The sequence below is a fragment of the Pseudoalteromonas sp. SCQQ13 genome, from assembly GCF_015864415.1.
In the GTDB taxonomy this organism is placed as follows: domain Bacteria; phylum Pseudomonadota; class Gammaproteobacteria; order Enterobacterales; family Alteromonadaceae; genus Pseudoalteromonas; species Pseudoalteromonas nigrifaciens.
On sequence record NZ_JADYXG010000003.1, the window covers coordinates 201,630 to 218,687 of the forward strand.

The window sequence follows — 17,058 nt, forward strand, 5'->3', positions numbered from 1 at the left end:
TTTAAATACCTAAAACATACTTCGCTAAATTTTTTGGGTGTAATTGCCCACAAAACAAGCTACTTGCTGCTGTATTAAGGTTTTACAATCGCTTTGTGCTGCAGCTTTATTTTTATAAGAGCCTAGCTTTAATCGATACAAAGTAACTTTGTTAGCTACTACAGGCTCGATATTAACGACTGTTTCAGTATGTATTATGTTTGGGACTTTTAACTTTAATTGCGCTAATGCGCTATGAAGTGCGGGCTGATTTTTAAAAGCACCGACTTGTATAGAAAATAATGCTAGGGATTTATCTAACCGAGTATTTAAATTAAATATTGTTTCTTTAGGTTCGCTTAAGGGGGGTTCTGACTGCTCTATTTGTTGCATAAGAGTGGCTGTTAGCTGCGTTAATTTGTGTTCTAGCTGGCTTATTTTGTCAACATTAGTTTGAGCATTTTTCCACTGTTTTGCAGAGTCTTGTAGTAAAACTAAATCTGCTTTTTTAATAAGTATACTTTGCGGCGCATTTACTGCGCCTTGTTTTACAAGCGGTTCTGCGCTTTCATTTTGCTTAGTTGTATTGCATGCACTTATAACTAATGACAATCCTAGTATTAGTGTAATGCGCTTAAAGTTCCATTTTAAAAGCATTAGGATTATTAACCTTTTTTGTTTATTTTTTTATAATTAATTTATAAAAAGCAGCTTAGGTAAGCTGCATATTCTATTGATAAATAAAGCATAAGCAACTTTATATTTAAAGCTAGTTGGTATAACTACAGCTTTACCGGTTTATCTGTGTAGTTACTTACTATGCAGTCGAGTTTATAAAGTTTAAACACGTTGCAATCGGCTTGGGCATTTTTAAAGTTTTGATACACGCCTAACTTTAATCGATAGTAGGTTTTATTATTAACATTTGCTGTTTCAACATTGGTGCGAATTTTATCTCTAAATAACGGCGCAGCTTGCTCATTGATTTCTTGCCATGCTTTAACTAAGTCTTTTTCGGAATCGAGCGACGCAACTTGCAATGCAAAAACTTGCTTTGGGGTGTTTAATTTTACCGTTGGCTTTGTATTATAAGCTGGTTTAATTGCTTGCTGAGCTTTACTTGAGTAGCGTTGTTTGCGCGTGGGGCGATTATATTGGTTGTGATTTTTTTGATTAGACTGCGCAATTGCTTTGCTATTTATAATATCTATATGGTTTACCAAATAGGTAATATCTTTTTCTAGCTTTAAAAGTCGTTCAATCCCAGAGCGGGCTTGCTGCCATTGCATTGCAGCATCTTTTAATTGCGCCAGCTCTAATGCAGTAATAGACACATATTCAGGCGAGTCGTTTATTGGCTCTGCTAATAGCGTTTTGTTGGGCGCAGTTGCACAAGCAGTGCTAAACAAGAGTATAAGCAAACTCAATATTAAAGTATTATTTTTTTTATATTTAAACATGCATTCGCTGCCCTGAAAGTAGTGTAAGTACACTTACATTTCAGTTAAACATTCTTATAAGTAAGCGTTTAACTTTATTAATTGTGCTTGGATATATAACTGAGTTTATTTTATATCAATGATTACTGAAGCAATTAATGTACTTTTTAGCTTAGTAGTCAACAAATCAAACAGCAATTAACACAAATGTTACATTATATTTTGCAGCGTGTCTGCAGTTATAATGTTTTTATCGCCAAAGACTACGATATTAACGACTATAAAACAAAAAAGACGCCATATAGGCGTCTTTTAGTTACTTTTATAAAAAGTAGGTATGTTAAATTAATGTTTTAATAAACGTTTTTAACTCGTCAGCAAATTCTTCACGACGCAGTGCAAACTCAATAGTTGCTTTAAGATAACCAATTTTACTACCACAATCGTGGCTGCGCCCTTTAATTGCGTATGCATCAACAGTTTCGTGCTGCATTAGCATGGCAATAGCGTCAGTAAGCTGAATTTCGTTACCAGCTCCTTGCGGGGTTTTAGCGAGTAATGGCCAAATATTTTTACTTAATACATAGCGCCCTACTACTGCAAGGTTTGATGGTGCTTCATTAACTGGTGGCTTTTCTACCATGTTATGAATTGGCGAACTTTCGCCTTGTTTTAGCTCAACACTGCCTAAGTCAACAACACCAAATTGATCAACTTCAGCCATTGGAACTGGCTCTACCATTATTTGGCTATGTTGAGTTTGCTCAAAGCGGCTGATCATTTCGGCCAAGTTATCTTTACTAAGATCGCTTTCCATATCATCAATTATTACATCGGGTAAAATAACCACAAATGGTTCGTTACCTATAATTGGCGCTGCACAGTTAATTGCATGCCCTAGGCCTTTGGCCTCGCCTTGGCGTACTTGAATAATGGTTACATCTTTAGGACAAATAGACTGTATTTCGGCAAGTAGCTGTCGTTTTACTCGTTTTTCTAGTGTGGCTTCAAGCTCAAAACTGGTGTCGAAGTGGTTTTCGATTGAGTTTTTACTTGAATGCGTTACCAGTACTATTTCTTTAATACCTGCGGCAACGGCTTCGTTAACTACGTACTGAATTAGTGGACGGTCAACAACCGGCAGCATTTCTTTTGGAATTGCTTTGGTGGCTGGTAACATGCGAGTTCCGAGGCCCGCTACGGGGATCACTGCTTTCATGGTGTTTTCCTTAATCTGTTTTGTTATACCGAAAATGGGTATTGAATAGCTTCGTGACACTCATAACCTGTCACTTCAAAGTCATCGCGTGTTACCCAGGTTTCTATATCGTTTAGTGATTTAATGTTTGGATTAATTTTTAACTGCGGCGATGCAAATGGCTCGCGTTTTAACTGCACATCGCGCATTAGCTCAAGCTGGTTTTCATAAATATGCGCGTTGGTAATTTTATGATACGCCTTACCCGCTTTATGCCCAGTAATTTGCGCCACTAATGCCAGTAATACAAAACACTGAATTTGATTAAAATTAAGCCCTAGCGGTACGTCGCAGCTACGCTGAATTGACGTTAAATAAAGTGTGTCACCTAATAATGAAAACGTGTGGGTGTGCATACACGGGCGTAAACAGCCAAGCTCAAATTCGCCTGGGTTATAAAAACTAATTATTTCACCGCGATCGTCTATACCATTTTTTAAGTTATTAATTACTTTTGCTAGTTGGTCTAGCGTTGAGCCATCTGGGCGCTGCCAAGCACGCCCTTGTACGCCGTAAACACGGCCCATGTCGTCCTCACCTTTACGGTGCGGATTATTAAGCCAAGCGCTATTTTCGTTTGCGTTTGCATCCCAGGTTTTACAGCCTATTTCGCGAAACTGTGCCGCGCTATCGTAGCCACGCAAGTAACCGAGTAATTCGGCAATAGCTGCTTTGTAATAGCTTTTACGTGTGGTGATCATAGGAAACTGATTATTCGCCACATCGTACTCTAAATCGGCGTTGATCACGGTTAAACAGCGTGTGCCCGTACGTTTGTTTTCTACCCACTGGCCTTCATCAACAATACGCTGACATAATTGTAAATATTGTTTCATGGTATTTATTCTAACCCTTTACCGCTGTTTTTTGTGGTGCTTGCTTATAAGCCCAAATTAATAAGCCTAACCCGCCTACTATCATAGGCAGCGAGAGTATTTGCCCCATCGAGATAAAATCAGCAAATAAACCCAGCTGTGCATCTGGTTGGCGAAAGTACTCAATACAAAATCTAAATGTGCCGTAACCTAGTAAAAATACACCCGCTACACTACCAGCAGGGCGAGGCTTTTTAATAAACCACTGTAAAATTAAAAATAATACTAAGCCTTCAAAAAATGCTTCGTATAGCTGCGATGGATGGCGTGCTAACGGCCCGCCGGTTGGAAACACCATAGCCCATGGTACATCGCTTACTCGACCCCAAAGCTCACCATTTATAAAGTTACCTATACGTCCAGCTAATAAACCTACCGGTACAAGCGGTGCAACAAAGTCGCCTACTTGCAGTATTGACTTTTTACGTGTCCAAGCAAAAATAACAACCGCGGTTATCACTCCTAAGGTGCCACCATGAAACGACATTCCACCTTGATCTATCCTGAACAAATATAGGGGGTTTTCTATAAAATAGCTAAATTGATAAAATAATACATAACCAATACGCCCACCAAGAATTACCCCTAGCATGCCGTAAAATAGGAAGTCGCCTACTTGGTCTTTAGTCCAACCTGAATTTGGTTTTGCCGCTTGGCGATTTGCAAACCACATTGCAAATGCAAAACCTATTAAATACATTAATCCGTACCAACGTACGCTCAGTGGCCCGACAGAAAATATGATCGGATCGATTACAGGAAATTCCAGTGCCATAAAAATAAACCTTTAGCTAAAAACCATTTTAATTGCGATGATAACAAGTAACACCGCGAAAACTTTCTTTATTGTATTAACCGGTAAATAGTGGGTTGCTTTAGCGCCAATAGGCGCTATAAACCACGAGGTAATTACAATCCCAAATAATGCGGGTAAGTATACAAACCCTGCAAAACCGTGTTCTAAATCGGTAACCTGCCATCCGGCACTGATATAACCAATAGAGCCAAAAAAGGCGATAACAATTCCGCATGCTGCAGCGCAGCCTATGGCCTTTTTAATATCAACCGAAAAATAATGCAGTAAAGGCACTATTAGTGCGCCACCACCTATACCTATTAATCCAGATAGTGCCCCCATAATGGCGCATAAGCTGCCTAGAATAGGACCCGACGGTAAAGGTTTTTCTGACAAAGGTTTATTGCGAGCTGATAACACCATTCTTAAAGCAATAAATACCACGCTTACAGCAAATACTGTGCGTAATATTTGCTCGGGTATTAAGCTTGCAGCAAAGCCACTAATTAGCGCGCCAACAGCTACGCCCGACATAACCCAAGGTGCAATAACCCAAGGCACGTTATCATTTTTATGATGAGCCAGCGCTGAAGATGTAGAGGTAAACAAAATAGAAGCAAGCGATGTTGCAATGGCAATAACTAATACGTTTTCAACAGCCGTTACATTAAAAGCGAGTAATAAGGCACTTAATACGGGAACAATAATTAAGCCACCACCAATTCCGAGTAATCCGGCTAAAAATCCGACAACACAGCCTAGTAGCGCGCAACTTGCAACCAATAATCCTAGATCATACATAGTTATCCCATATACCTTTTATTATGCGCGTATCTTAATGGATTCTGATTACAGTTAACACGAGAATTTATTTTGGGGTGTAAAATAAGTTGCCTAACTCATGCTCTATCATAAAGCTGCGAGTTAAACGCAATACTTGCTTAGCCGACGATTGCGCTAAGCACTCTTTAAGTAATGCTTCCATTTCGCTGACATGTAAGCGCCTAAGCACCCATTTAACTTTATTTAATGATGATAAGTTCATACTTAAACGACGATACCCCATGGCAATAAGTAATATTGCGCCTTCAGGATCGCCGCCAAGCTCGCCGCATAAACTAAACGGTAGCTCGTATTGCTGGCACTCACGAGCCACATTATTTAATACTCTGAGCACTGCAGGGTGATACGGGTTAAACAGCTCTGCAACCCGCGCGTTTGATCTGTCTACAGCAAGCAGGTATTGCGTTAAATCGTTACTGCCCACTGAGCAAAAATCGACTTTTTTAGACCAGTCTGCCAGCATAAATACACTCGACGGTACTTCAAGCATAATACCTATATCGGGTCGTTCAATTGTTTGCTCTGGGTATTGCTCGTTCAGCTCAAAATACGCTTGCTCAAAAAGAGCTAATGATTCGTCTACTTCTTCTGTACCACTTATCATCGGCAGCATTATTTTTAAATTACCTAAGCCTATATTTGCTTTAAGCATGGCTTTGAGCTGATCTAAAAATAGCTCAGGGTGATCTAAACTAATACGAATACCGCGCCAACCTAAAAAGGGGTTTTCTTCGGTAATATTAAAATAATCGAGAACTTTATCGCCACCAATATCTAACGTTCGCATTACTACCGGATTAGGGTAATAACTGTTAAGTACTTCTCGGTACCAGGTTTCTTGCTCTGATTGCGATGGAAACTGCCCTTTTTGCATAAACCAGGCTTCGGTGCGGTACAAGCCAACGCCGTCACAAATATGGGCACTGTTTTGCTGCGTGTTTAACTCCAACCCCGCATTGAGTAGTAAACTTATGTGTTCACCATCAAGGGTGACCGCTGTAAAGTTTTGCTCGGCTAAAAAACGATTATTAAGTAAGTTGTCTTGGTGTTGTAATTCTGTGTATTCATCAATTAGCATTTGCGATGGGGAAATATATAACCGCCCCGAAAACGCATCCAAAATCATTGGTTTACTATTTAATTGCAGTAATGGAATATCTTCGATGCCCCAAATAGCAGGCACGCCCATAGCACGGGTTAATATTGACGCATGACTGTTTGCCGAGCCATTTATGCTCACCACCCCCACTAAGCGATCGTTAGGCACCTCAGCCAGCATGGCTGGAGTAAGTGTATGCGCTATAAGTATGGTATTGGGTGGATAATCTTTTATTGCGAATTCGGTATTAACAAGGTGGTGCAACACTCGCAGGCCAATGTCTTTAACATCAACCGCGCGCTCTTTTATGTATGGGTCTTGCATGGCATTAAACTGAGCGATTAAACGCTCAATTACTATTTTTAAGGCGCTTTTTGCACACCAACCTTGTTGCAACTCCATCTCAACGTTATGACCTAAGCTTTTAGCATCGAGTAATTGCTGATAAACATCAAAAACAGCCAAAGCCTCATGCGGAATAGAATCACTTAGTGTCATTGATAGTGTATTAAATTCTTTTCGGGTTGCCGCTACGGCTTGGGTAAATAAGCGTCGTTGCTCATTTACATCGCTTTCTTTTTCAAGCTCAATTGATTTAAAGTTAACTTTAGGAATAACTACAAATGCATGGCCAATACTAATACCCGGAGCACTCGACACCCCTTTTAATACCGAGGTTTGATGAGAAGACTCATCTTGACGCAATACTTCTTTTATTTCAGCATGCGCTAATTGTGAGGCAAGTTGCGCCGACAAAGTAATTAAAAACGATTCTTCATCTTGGCTAAATACACGTGCCATTTTTTGTTGTACTACAATAACACCCAGTACTTTTTTTTGATGCACCACAGGCACAGACAAAAATGCGTTATAGCCTTCTTCGTTAACTTCTGGGGAGAGCTTAAAGCGGGGATGAGATTTGGCAAAGGCAATATTAATTGCCTCCTCGCGCTGTGCCACCAGCCCTACTAGGCCTTCGGTAAAGCCAATTCTAAACTTACCCACCGCATCGGGGTTTAACCCTTCGGTGGCCATAAGTACAAAGTTATCTTGGCTGTAGTCAGCAAAATAAATAGAGCAGCACTGGGTTTGCATGGCTTCTTTAACCATTGTCACAAAGCACGCTAAAGCACTGTCTAAATTCGCTTGTTGCGAAACCGACTCTGCAATAGACCTAAGTGTTGCCAGCATGTCCTGCTCCTTTAATTTACTAAACTAACTACCTTTTATTTCGCCAATGATCTTTTTGCTGTTCGCGTTTATTAAAAGGCATAGCAAAAGGAGCAAACTCTTTCATTACACGCCGATAAACATCGCGTTTAAACGACACCACCTGCCTTACCGGATACCAATAACTTACCCAGCGCCAATCATCAAATTCAGGATGGTGGGTTTTAAGTAAATTTACGTCCTCATCTTTACAGCGTAGTTTTAGTAAAAACCATTTTTGTTTTTGCCCAATACATACCGGACTTGAGTCACGGCGTATTAATCGTTTGGGTAACTTATAACGTAACCAATGTTTAGAACTTGCGACTATCTCTACATCTTCTGGTCGCAAGCCTACTTCTTCGTGTAATTCGCGGTACATGGTTTGTTCTGGCGTTTCACCATCGTCAACACCGCCTTGGGGAAATTGCCAAGAATGTTGACCATAACGTCTAGCCCAAAACACTTGTCCTTGGTTATTGCAAATTACAATTCCGACATTGGCACGAAAACCTTCGGCATCAATCACCTTAGTGCCTCATTTGTAAGTCGATTTTTAATGATTGTTCCACATTACCTGCTTTACGGCAAACAATATTGGAATATTTACTGTGGTTACTCACAGCTTGTGCATAACTTTTGTAAAACACGCTCATTTAGCAAACAAATCCACAATATAAGATCGCAAAACTGGATTTCTCCACAGATTCTGTGGATAAACATGTTTATATATGTGTACTCATTCAAACAACCTTAGTGTCACTTAATGAAAACTGAACAGTTTATTTTTAAATTTCATTATAATTCATGGGCTTATATTTATTTAACTGTTTATTAAAGTGTGCGAAATTGCACCAAACCCAAGGTGCACAAAAAACACTCAAAGGCAAAGATATCCACGGCTGGACTGATTTGCTATCATGGCGATGGTATTTATTCAACTTAAATAAACAGTATGCGACCTATAAAACCACATTCAATTAATGACTTAATGCAGCGTGTTAATAATATTGCTGGGCTTACCCTTGGCCAATTAGCCAATGAGTATAACTTTAAAACGCCTGACGATTTACTCCGTGAAAAAGGCTGGACGGGGCAATTAATTGAATATGTATTAGGCGCAACTGCTGGCTCAAAACCACTGCCCGATTTTGAAGATTTAGGCATAGAGCTAAAAACATTGCCAATTTCTTATAAAGGCAAGCCGCTAGAAACCACCTTTGTGTCGGTAACCCCACTCATTAACGTTACTGGCATGACCTGGCACGCAAGCAGCGTGCGTAAAAAACTAAACCATGTACTTTGGTTACCTATACTCAGCGAGCGCGACATAGCCCCGTTTGATAGGATCATCGGCAGCGGCTTTTTATGGCAACCCACACCTGAGCAAGACGCTTTACTGCAACGCGATTGGGAAGAACAAATGGAGCTTATTGCGCTAGGGCGTATTGATGAAATATCGGGGCATTTAGGTGACGCAATTCAAATTCGCCCTAAAGCCGCGCACAGTAAAATAGTAACCGATGCTATTGGCCCTAATGGTAAAATTATTAAAACCCTGCCCCGTGGCTTTTATTTAAAAACCAGCTTTACCGGCGAGATTTTAAAACAGCAGTTTCAACTTTAATTTGTACAAATAGAAGTAAATTAGGGCGGCATAAAATTTAACTTGAGGCGGCAACTAACTTGAAAAACTCCGTTGTGAGTAAATCATTTAAAATTTTTGCACAAAGAGAAAAAATGAGAGTAAATGAGCAGTGACAAGACATATTATTTAGTCTTTTTAGCTTCTCTAAAGCGTAGCGCCTCATAACCTCTTTGTGCATATATTCACTTAAAGTCTTTTCACACTACTTTTAACATATTTAAACTAAAAAGAGAGATAGAAAACCCCACCTAAAAATCGTATTTAAACTGTTACTGACAGTTATCTCACTTCTGATTTTCTGGTTACTGTTTTACTTTTTACCTAGGCAAAAAAAATCCCCACCAAAGTGAGGATTTATAAGCTTAAACATCATATTCTAATTAAAGAATTACTGACCTTTAACTTCTTTTAAACCGTTGTACGGTGCTTTATCGCCTAATTGCTCTTCAATACGAAGCAATTGGTTGTACTTAGCAACACGATCAGAGCGGCTTAATGAACCTGTTTTAATTTGACCTGCGGCTGTACCTACGGCTAAATCTGCAATGGTTGAATCTTCTGTTTCGCCTGAGCGATGAGAAATAACAACTGTAAAACCAGCATCTTTAGCCATTTTAATTGCAGCTAATGTCTCAGTTAAAGAACCAATTTGGTTAAACTTAATTAAGATTGAGTTAGCAATACCGTTGTCGATACCACGTTTTAAAATCTTAGTATTGGTTACAAATAAATCGTCACCCACTAATTGGATTTTATCACCCATTAGTTTAGTTTGGTGTGCAAAGCCATCCCAGTCAGACTCATCAAGGCCATCTTCGATAGACACGATTGGGTACTGCTGAGTTAAATCTTGTAAGAAGAAGTTAAATTCTTCAGAGGTGAACTTTTTGCCTTCACCTTTAAGATTGTAAATATTTGCTTCTTTGTCGTAAAACTCAGAGGCAGCACAATCAAGCGCTAATGTAATGTCTTTACCTAGCTCGTAGCCTGCATTTGCAACAGCTACTTTAATTGCAGCTAGTGCCGCTTCGTTAGATGCAAGGTTTGGTGCAAAACCACCTTCATCACCTACCGCTGTTGAGTGACCGTCTGCTTTTAGTACTTTAGCTAGGCTGTGAAATATTTCTGCGCCCATGCGTAGAGCTTCACGGAAGTTTTTAGCGCCAATTGGTTGGATCATAAACTCTTGAATATCTACAGAGTTATCTGCATGTTCGCCACCGTTGATAATGTTCATCATTGGCAATGGCATAGAGTAAACACCCGGAGTACCGTTTAAGTCAGCGATATGTTCATAAAGCTCAACTTTTTTAGATTGTGCAGCAGCTTTAGCCGTTGCTAGCGATACTGCTAAGATTGCGTTAGCACCTAGTTTTTCTTTGTTTTCGGTACCATCTAAATCTAGCATTACTTGATCAACAGTGCTTTGCTCAAGTGCATTTTGGCCTGCTAAAGCGGTTGCGATTTCATTATTAATAAAACCTACAGCTTTTAATACGCCTTTACCTAAATAACGAGATTTATCACCATCGCGTAATTCTAATGCTTCGCGAGTCCCTGTAGATGCGCCAGACGGCGCCGCAGCACGGCCCCATGAACCATCAGCTAAATGTACATCAGCTTCAACAGTTGGGTTACCACGCGAATCCATAATTTCGCGACCAATTACTTTTACGATTACTGACATCTTGATTCCTCTATATTCCCAAAATGGTGAATTACTGCCAACTTAATTTAAACTAATTTGGTTGGCATTTAAAACAAATAAGCCGTGCAATATGCACGGCCTATTAATATTACGAAGACGCTTTTTGGTGGATGTGAGCCGCAGCTACAAACCCTTCAAATAGCGGGTGACCATCGCGTGGTGTTGAAGTGAATTCCGGGTGGAATTGCGCTGCAATAAACCAAGGGTGATCTTTGTTTTCAATAATTTCTACTAGTTTTTTATCTTCTGATAAACCAGTAAAGCTTAAACCTGCTTTTTCTAGCTGCTCTACAAAGTTATTATTAACTTCGTAGCGATGACGATGACGTTCTACTATTTCATCGCTACCGTATACTGCATGCACTTTAGAACCCGGTGTTAAATGACATTTTTGTGCGCCTAAACGCATAGTGCCACCTAAGTCTGATTTTTCATCACGCTGCTCTACTTTACCTTCAGCATCTAGCCATTCGGTAATTAAGCCAACTACAGGGCTTGCAGATTGTGCGTTAAATTCAGTTGAGTTTGCATCAACAAGGCCGGCTACGTTACGAGCGTATTCAATTAACGCCACTTGCATACCTAAACAAATACCTAAGTAAGGCACTTTGTTTTCACGCGCGTATTTAGCCGCTAATATTTTACCTTCAACGCCACGACCACCAAAACCACCAGGCACTAAAATAGCATCTAGATGAGCTAACGAATCAACGCCTTTGGTTTCTAAGTCTTGTGAGTCAATGTATTGAATATTTACCGTTAAACGATTTTTCAGACCGGCATGTTTTAATGCTTCGTTTACAGATTTATACGCATCTGGTAATTCAATGTATTTACCTACCATACCAATAGTTACTTCACCTGTAGGGTTAGACTCTTGATAAAGTACTTGTTCCCATTCAACAAGGTCAGCTTCAGGGACATCTAAATGAAAACGACGACATACAAAGTAATCTAAATCTTGCGACTTTAATAGCGCAGGAATTTTATAAATACTGTCTACATCTGGTAGTGATATAACCGCTTTTTCTTCTACGTTGGTAAACAATGCAATTTTTGCACGTTCGTTACTTGGCAGCTTACGATCTGAGCGACAAATAAGAATATCTGGTTGAATACCAATTGAACGTAGTTCTTTAACCGAGTGCTGCGTTGGCTTAGTTTTCACTTCGCCTGCAGGGCCTAAAAATGGTACTAGCGTTAAGTGAATAAATAACGCACGCTCACGGCCTATTTCTGTACCCATTTGACGAATTGCTTCTAAAAATGGTTGTGACTCTATGTCACCCACTGTACCGCCAATTTCAACAAGTGCTATATCATAACCTTCAGCGCCAGAATAAACACGTTGCTTAATATCGTTGGTAATATGTGGAATTACCTGAATTGTTGCTCCAAGGTACTCGCCACGTCGCTCACGATGTAATACATCTTTGTATACACGACCTTGTGTAAAATTATTGCGACTTGTCATTTTGGTGCGAATAAAGCGCTCATAGTGACCTAAGTCTAGATCGGTCTCTGCGCCGTCTTCTGTAACGTATACTTCACCATGTTGAATTGGGCTCATTGTGCCTGGATCAACGTTGATGTAAGGATCCAGCTTTAAGATAGTAACATTTAAGCCACGGGCCTCTAAAATAGCTGCCAATGATGCTGCTGCAATACCTTTACCCAACGAAGAAACAACCCCGCCGGTAACGAAGATAAATTTTGTACTCATGCGAACCCTAGAATATCAGGAATTAAAAGGAATATAATACCCAAACAAGTGATTTTGGAATATAAACAGGACGGGGAGAAATTGTACCAAAGCATAGCCAATCAATCCAGCTAAAATTAGAAATTGTAAGCACAAAAAACAGCCATAATTTTACTACAAACTATTTGACTTTTTTGATCTCATCCCATGCTGCATCCATCTCATCAAGTGTGGCAGACTCTAAACATTTACCTTGGGCATTTAAATAAGCTTGGACTTTTTCAAAGCGAGTTGAAAACTTGTCGCTGGCGCTGCGCAGTAATTGCTCTGGGTCGCGCTTTATATGGCGCGCAACGTTTACTGTAGCAAACAGTAAATCGCCCAGCTCTTCTGCACTATGATCTGAATACGGATTGTGAGCGAGTGCTTCTTTTACTTCGTCTACTTCTTCGCTCACTTTATCCAATGCACCATGGTAACTTGGCCAATCAAAACCAAGAGCTGCTACCCGCTGCTGAATTTTTTTAGCTTTGCTTAAGCTTGGCATATTAACGGGAATATCTTGCCACAGCGAAGATGTAGCGCTTGCAGTTTTAGCGCTGCGCTCTTGTGCCTTAATTGCTTGCCACTGCGCTGCAAGCTCAGCATCGCTTAGCGCTGTTTGCTTGTCGAACACATGAGGATGGCGGCGCGTAAGTTTAGCGTTTAATTGTGTCACTATATCGTTAAAATCAAATAGTTTTTGCTCATTTGCAAGTTGAGCATAAAACACAATTTGAAAGAGTAAATCGCCAAGTTCATTTTTAAGCTCACCTAAATTGCCCGATTCAATGCAATCGGCCACTTCAAACGCTTCCTCAATAGTGTGCGGCACTATTGAGCTAAAAGTTTGCTTACGATCCCAGGGGCAACCAAGCTCAGGATCTCTTAGCGTTTTCATTATATTTAGTAGTTGCGCAAGCGCGGCGTTATCTGCCATATTTATTGCCCTCGCTTTGCACTGTGTACACCTTCAATTTGGTGTAACTTAGAAAGCACTCTATTAGTACCCGACAGATCGTGTACCTCTATTTGCATAGTAAATATAGCAATTTGATTATCATCAACGGTATTTACATTCATATTTAGCACATTCACTTTTTCGTTGGCTAACACTACACTTATGTCGCGAATTAAACCTGAGCGGTCGCTGGCTTCTATTCTAATACTTAGCGCATAGGAGTTATGAATATCGTCTGACCAGCTTACAGAAATAACCCGCTCTGGGTGCTGAGTTTTTAAATTATCAAACGAGTCGCAATCATCACGATGTACACCAATACCGCGCCCTTGCGTTATATAGCCAATAATTTCATCCCCCGGAACCGGACGACAACATTTAGCAACATGACTCATTAAACTGCCTACGCCGTCAACCACAATACCGTTATTATCGCCGGTTACTTTTGTTGGGGTTTTAAAGCGTATTACCGGCTCTTCTTCGGGGCGATCGGTAACAAAGTTAAGCATTTGATTAAGGCGAATATCGCCTGCGCCAATGGCGACCATTAAATCGTCGAGCTCTTTAAAGTTAAAACGCTTAATAGCGGGTGCTAAGTCTCTATAATTTAAATCGAGCTTTTGCAGTTCGTTATCAAGTATTTCTTTACCGGCACTAAGATTTTTGTCGCGATCGAGCTGTTTAAACCAATGGTGTATTTTTGCTCTAGCACGCGATGATTTTATATAGCCTAATGACGGGTTTAACCAATCGCGGCTGGGGTTTGGCTGTTTTTGGGTAAGAATCTCTACCTGATCGCCGGTGCTTAACTGATGGGTAAATGGCACAATTTTGCCAAATACTTTAGCGCCAATACAACGATGCCCCACATTAGAGTGAATATAATAAGCAAAATCTAATGGTGTTGCTCCCAGTGGTAAATCAAAAATATCGCCGCGGGGGGTAAATACGTATACACGGTCTTCTACCACTTGGTTTTTAAGCTCTTGCGCTAGGTCGCTACCATCAACCACTTCTTCTTGCCATTGTAATAGTTTACGCAACCAGCTAATTTTTTGCTCATAACCTGAGCCTCGCCCTGGCAATGCGCCTTCTTTATACATCCAATGCGCAGCAACACCCAACTCGGCATCTTGGTGCATATCGCTAGTGCGAATTTGAATCTCTACCGTTTTGCCTTCGGGGCCAAATACCACGGTATGAATAGACTGATAGCCATTTTGCTTTGGCGTGGCTACGTAGTCGTCAAACTCTTTATGCAAATGACGCCAGTTAGTGTGCACTATGCCCAGTGCGCCGTAACAATCTTGCAGGCGCTGCACCACAATACGCATTGCACGAATATCAAACAGTTGATCAAACTCGTAGTTTTTTTGCGCCATTTTTTTATAAATGCTGTAAATATGCTTTGGTCGCCCGTAAACCTCAGCTTCTATGCCCGCCTCGCTTAAGCGCCTTTTAACTTGCGCTACCATGTCTTCCATGTAGGCTTCACGCGCTAAGCGTTTGTCATCAAGCTGTTTGGCAATGTTTTTATAAATATTGGGGTGTAAATACCTAAACGATAAGTCTTCAAGCTCCCACTTTAATTGCCCTATACCTAAGCGGTTTGCCAGTGGTGCAAAAATGTCGGCGGTTTCTTTGGCGGCAATAACGCGCTCTTCTTCTGCGGCATTTTTTACATTGCGTAAATGACATACTTGCTCTGCTAACTTAATAACAACCGCGCGCACATCCTCTACCATAGCAAGTAACATACGGCGAATATTATCAACCTGTACCGTGCCTTTTCCTTGATGCGCCAAAGTGCTAATAGTCGCCATTTGTGCGACCCCGTTTAGCAATACCGCAATACTGCTACCTAGCTGCTCTTCAACAGTTTCAAGGGTGACTAAGTTATTTATAAAATACGGCGTTAAATAAGCAGTAGCTAATGAGTCTGCATCAAGATTAAGCTCGGCTAAAATTTCGACCATTTCAATGGCAGTGCTTTGTCGGGTGGTATTGTCACACGCTAAACAAAGTGCCTGTGCTTTATTAAGCAGCTCTACTTTTTCTGCCGACAGAGCAAGCAACTTTAAGCGACTAGCAAAGTCCCCGGTTTCATCCTGTTGATGTGATTGACGTGTAGCTACCATAATGCGCTTTACCTCCGTTGAAATAACGCCATAGTTTCAATATGTCCGGTGTGCGGAAACATATTCATTAGCCCAATTTTATGCAGTTCAAAGCCTGCTTGCGAAATAATAGCGCTGTCACGGGCTAAAGTAACAGGGTCGCATGAGACGTATAAAATAGTTTTAAACTGCTTTAAAGGAAGTTGTTCTAATACCGTTATTGCCCCAGTACGTGAGGGGTCTAACACCAGTACATCTAAATTTTTATTAAACCACGAAGCCGTTTCAATTTTATTTGTTAAATCAAAGCAATTAAATTGAGCATTAGTGATTGAGTTAGTGTGCGCATTTTGCGTTGCCATTGCAACCGCTGAAGCAACCCCTTCTACACCAATTACTGTTTTTGCTTGTTTTGCCAGCACTAGTGAAAAGTTACCAATACCACAAAATAAATCCAATACGTTTTCGTCGCCTTTTAGTGCCAGCCAATTTTGTGCTTGTTTAAGCATTGCTTGATTAACGCTAGCATTAACTTGGATAAAGTTATTTAAGCCAAATTCAAACTTTAACCCTAACTCTTCAAGTGCATAAAATGGCATGGCTAAATGTGAGTGTTCAATCACTTCACTTTCGCTTTGCCACACTAATTGCCATTGTTGCTCAGCGGCACTTTGTGCTACCAGTGCTTTTATATCCTCTGAAATAGGTTTTGTGTGGCGAATAATAACAAAGTTTTGCTCATCGCCTTGGCACAATTGCAAGTGAGATACACTGTGCAATGCCTTGTGTTGATTAATTAAGTTATCAAATACAGTAAATACATTTGCAAATACTTCACTTAGTACTGGGCACTCATTAATACTAATAATACTTTTAGAGCCACTTGCTCTATAGCCTACATGCATTTTTTTTGCTTTTTTATCAAACATTACCGCTAAACGAGCACTTCGTCGGTAATGAGTGGCTTTACTTAATAAGGGTGCTTGCCAGTTTAATTCATCAAGCTTGGCAAACTTTTCAAATAATTTGCTCACTGCTATTTGCTTTTCGACTACCTGTTGGCTGCTATCTAAATGCTGCAACTGACAACCACCACATTGATTATAATGCTCACAAAACGGCGCTACGCGATATTCACTCGCCTGTAATACTTTATGCGTTTGCGCTTCGCTATAACGCGCTTTGTCGGCGATAATGGTGGCTTTTACTTGCTCGTTTGGCAAAGCATTACTTACAAAGCACACTTTATTATTATGTTTAGCTATGCCGCGACCATGGTGATCCATGGCGGTGATATCGAGCACTAAAGACTGTTGTTTTAGCGGTTTTTTTGTTGCTTTAAATATTTGCGCCATTAGGCATTACCTTAAACATTTGATGAATCG

14 protein-coding genes are annotated in these 17,058 nt (G+C 40.3%); 1 reads left to right on the top strand and 13 read right to left on the bottom strand.

Features of this window, described 5'->3' with window-relative positions; translation table 11 throughout:
* Window positions 1-24: 24 nt before the first annotated feature.
* From I6F41_RS04300 to rppH, 8 genes are all read right to left on the bottom strand, one after another.
* The gene (locus I6F41_RS04300) at window positions 25-636 is read right to left on the bottom strand and encodes an SPOR domain-containing protein (RefSeq protein WP_197107744.1); all 612 of its coding nucleotides are present in this window, start codon (window positions 634-636) and stop codon (window positions 25-27) included.
* 125 nt (window positions 637-761) lie between these two features.
* Window positions 762-1,439, bottom strand: coding sequence for an SPOR domain-containing protein (locus tag I6F41_RS04305; protein ID WP_197107745.1), 678 nt, complete (start codon window positions 1,437-1,439; stop codon window positions 762-764).
* Between the two features lie 319 nt (window positions 1,440-1,758).
* Window positions 1,759-2,637: a UTP--glucose-1-phosphate uridylyltransferase GalU gene (galU, locus tag I6F41_RS04310; RefSeq protein WP_011327445.1), complete on the bottom strand. Its 879-nt coding sequence runs from the start codon at window positions 2,635-2,637 to the stop codon at window positions 1,759-1,761.
* A 23-nt stretch (window positions 2,638-2,660) separates the two neighbouring features.
* On the bottom strand, window positions 2,661-3,512 hold the full coding sequence (locus tag I6F41_RS04315) for a thymidylate synthase (protein WP_011327444.1): 852 nt from the start codon (window positions 3,510-3,512) through the stop codon (window positions 2,661-2,663).
* Window positions 3,513-3,522: 10 nt separating this feature from the next.
* Complete coding sequence (gene lgt / locus I6F41_RS04320; RefSeq protein ID WP_089367854.1) at window positions 3,523-4,326, bottom strand: prolipoprotein diacylglyceryl transferase; 804 nt, start codon at window positions 4,324-4,326, stop codon at window positions 3,523-3,525.
* A 12-nt stretch (window positions 4,327-4,338) separates the two neighbouring features.
* Entirely contained in the window at window positions 4,339-5,148 is an 810-nt protein-coding gene (locus I6F41_RS04325; protein ID WP_089367853.1) for a sulfite exporter TauE/SafE family protein, read from the bottom strand.
* Window positions 5,149-5,215: 67 nt separating this feature from the next.
* Window positions 5,216-7,480, bottom strand: a complete 2,265-nt coding sequence (gene ptsP, locus I6F41_RS04330) for a phosphoenolpyruvate--protein phosphotransferase (RefSeq protein WP_089367852.1) — start codon at window positions 7,478-7,480, stop codon at window positions 5,216-5,218.
* 28 nt (window positions 7,481-7,508) lie between these two features.
* The gene (rppH, locus tag I6F41_RS04335; protein WP_008111786.1) at window positions 7,509-8,027 is read right to left on the bottom strand and encodes an RNA pyrophosphohydrolase; all 519 of its coding nucleotides are present in this window, start codon (window positions 8,025-8,027) and stop codon (window positions 7,509-7,511) included.
* Window positions 8,028-8,453: 426 nt separating this feature from the next.
* On the opposite strand from rppH, the gene mutH reads away from it, so the two are divergent.
* Window positions 8,454-9,125 (top strand): DNA mismatch repair endonuclease MutH, encoded by a 672-nt coding sequence (gene mutH / locus I6F41_RS04340; protein ID WP_192531827.1) that lies wholly within the window; start codon window positions 8,454-8,456, stop codon window positions 9,123-9,125.
* Between the two features lie 409 nt (window positions 9,126-9,534).
* Here the strand turns inward: mutH and eno are convergent, their stop codons facing one another.
* The 5 genes from eno to rlmD form a co-directional block, all read right to left on the bottom strand.
* On the bottom strand, window positions 9,535-10,833 hold the full coding sequence (gene eno, locus I6F41_RS04345) for a phosphopyruvate hydratase (RefSeq protein WP_011327438.1): 1,299 nt from the start codon (window positions 10,831-10,833) through the stop codon (window positions 9,535-9,537).
* A 109-nt stretch (window positions 10,834-10,942) separates the two neighbouring features.
* Window positions 10,943-12,577, bottom strand: a complete 1,635-nt coding sequence (locus I6F41_RS04350; RefSeq protein WP_011327437.1) for a CTP synthase — start codon at window positions 12,575-12,577, stop codon at window positions 10,943-10,945.
* 160 nt (window positions 12,578-12,737) lie between these two features.
* Window positions 12,738-13,535 carry a nucleoside triphosphate pyrophosphohydrolase gene (gene mazG, locus I6F41_RS04355; protein ID WP_197107746.1) on the bottom strand — a complete coding sequence of 266 codons (798 nt, stop codon included), beginning with the start codon at window positions 13,533-13,535 and terminating at the stop codon, window positions 12,738-12,740.
* A 2-nt stretch (window positions 13,536-13,537) separates the two neighbouring features.
* Window positions 13,538-15,694 carry a GTP diphosphokinase gene (gene relA / locus I6F41_RS04360; RefSeq protein ID WP_197107747.1) on the bottom strand — a complete coding sequence of 719 codons (2,157 nt, stop codon included), beginning with the start codon at window positions 15,692-15,694 and terminating at the stop codon, window positions 13,538-13,540.
* An 8-nt stretch (window positions 15,695-15,702) separates the two neighbouring features.
* Window positions 15,703-17,028, bottom strand: a complete 1,326-nt coding sequence (rlmD, locus tag I6F41_RS04365) for a 23S rRNA (uracil(1939)-C(5))-methyltransferase RlmD (protein ID WP_011327434.1) — start codon at window positions 17,026-17,028, stop codon at window positions 15,703-15,705.
* Window positions 17,029-17,058: the final 30 nt, after the last annotated feature.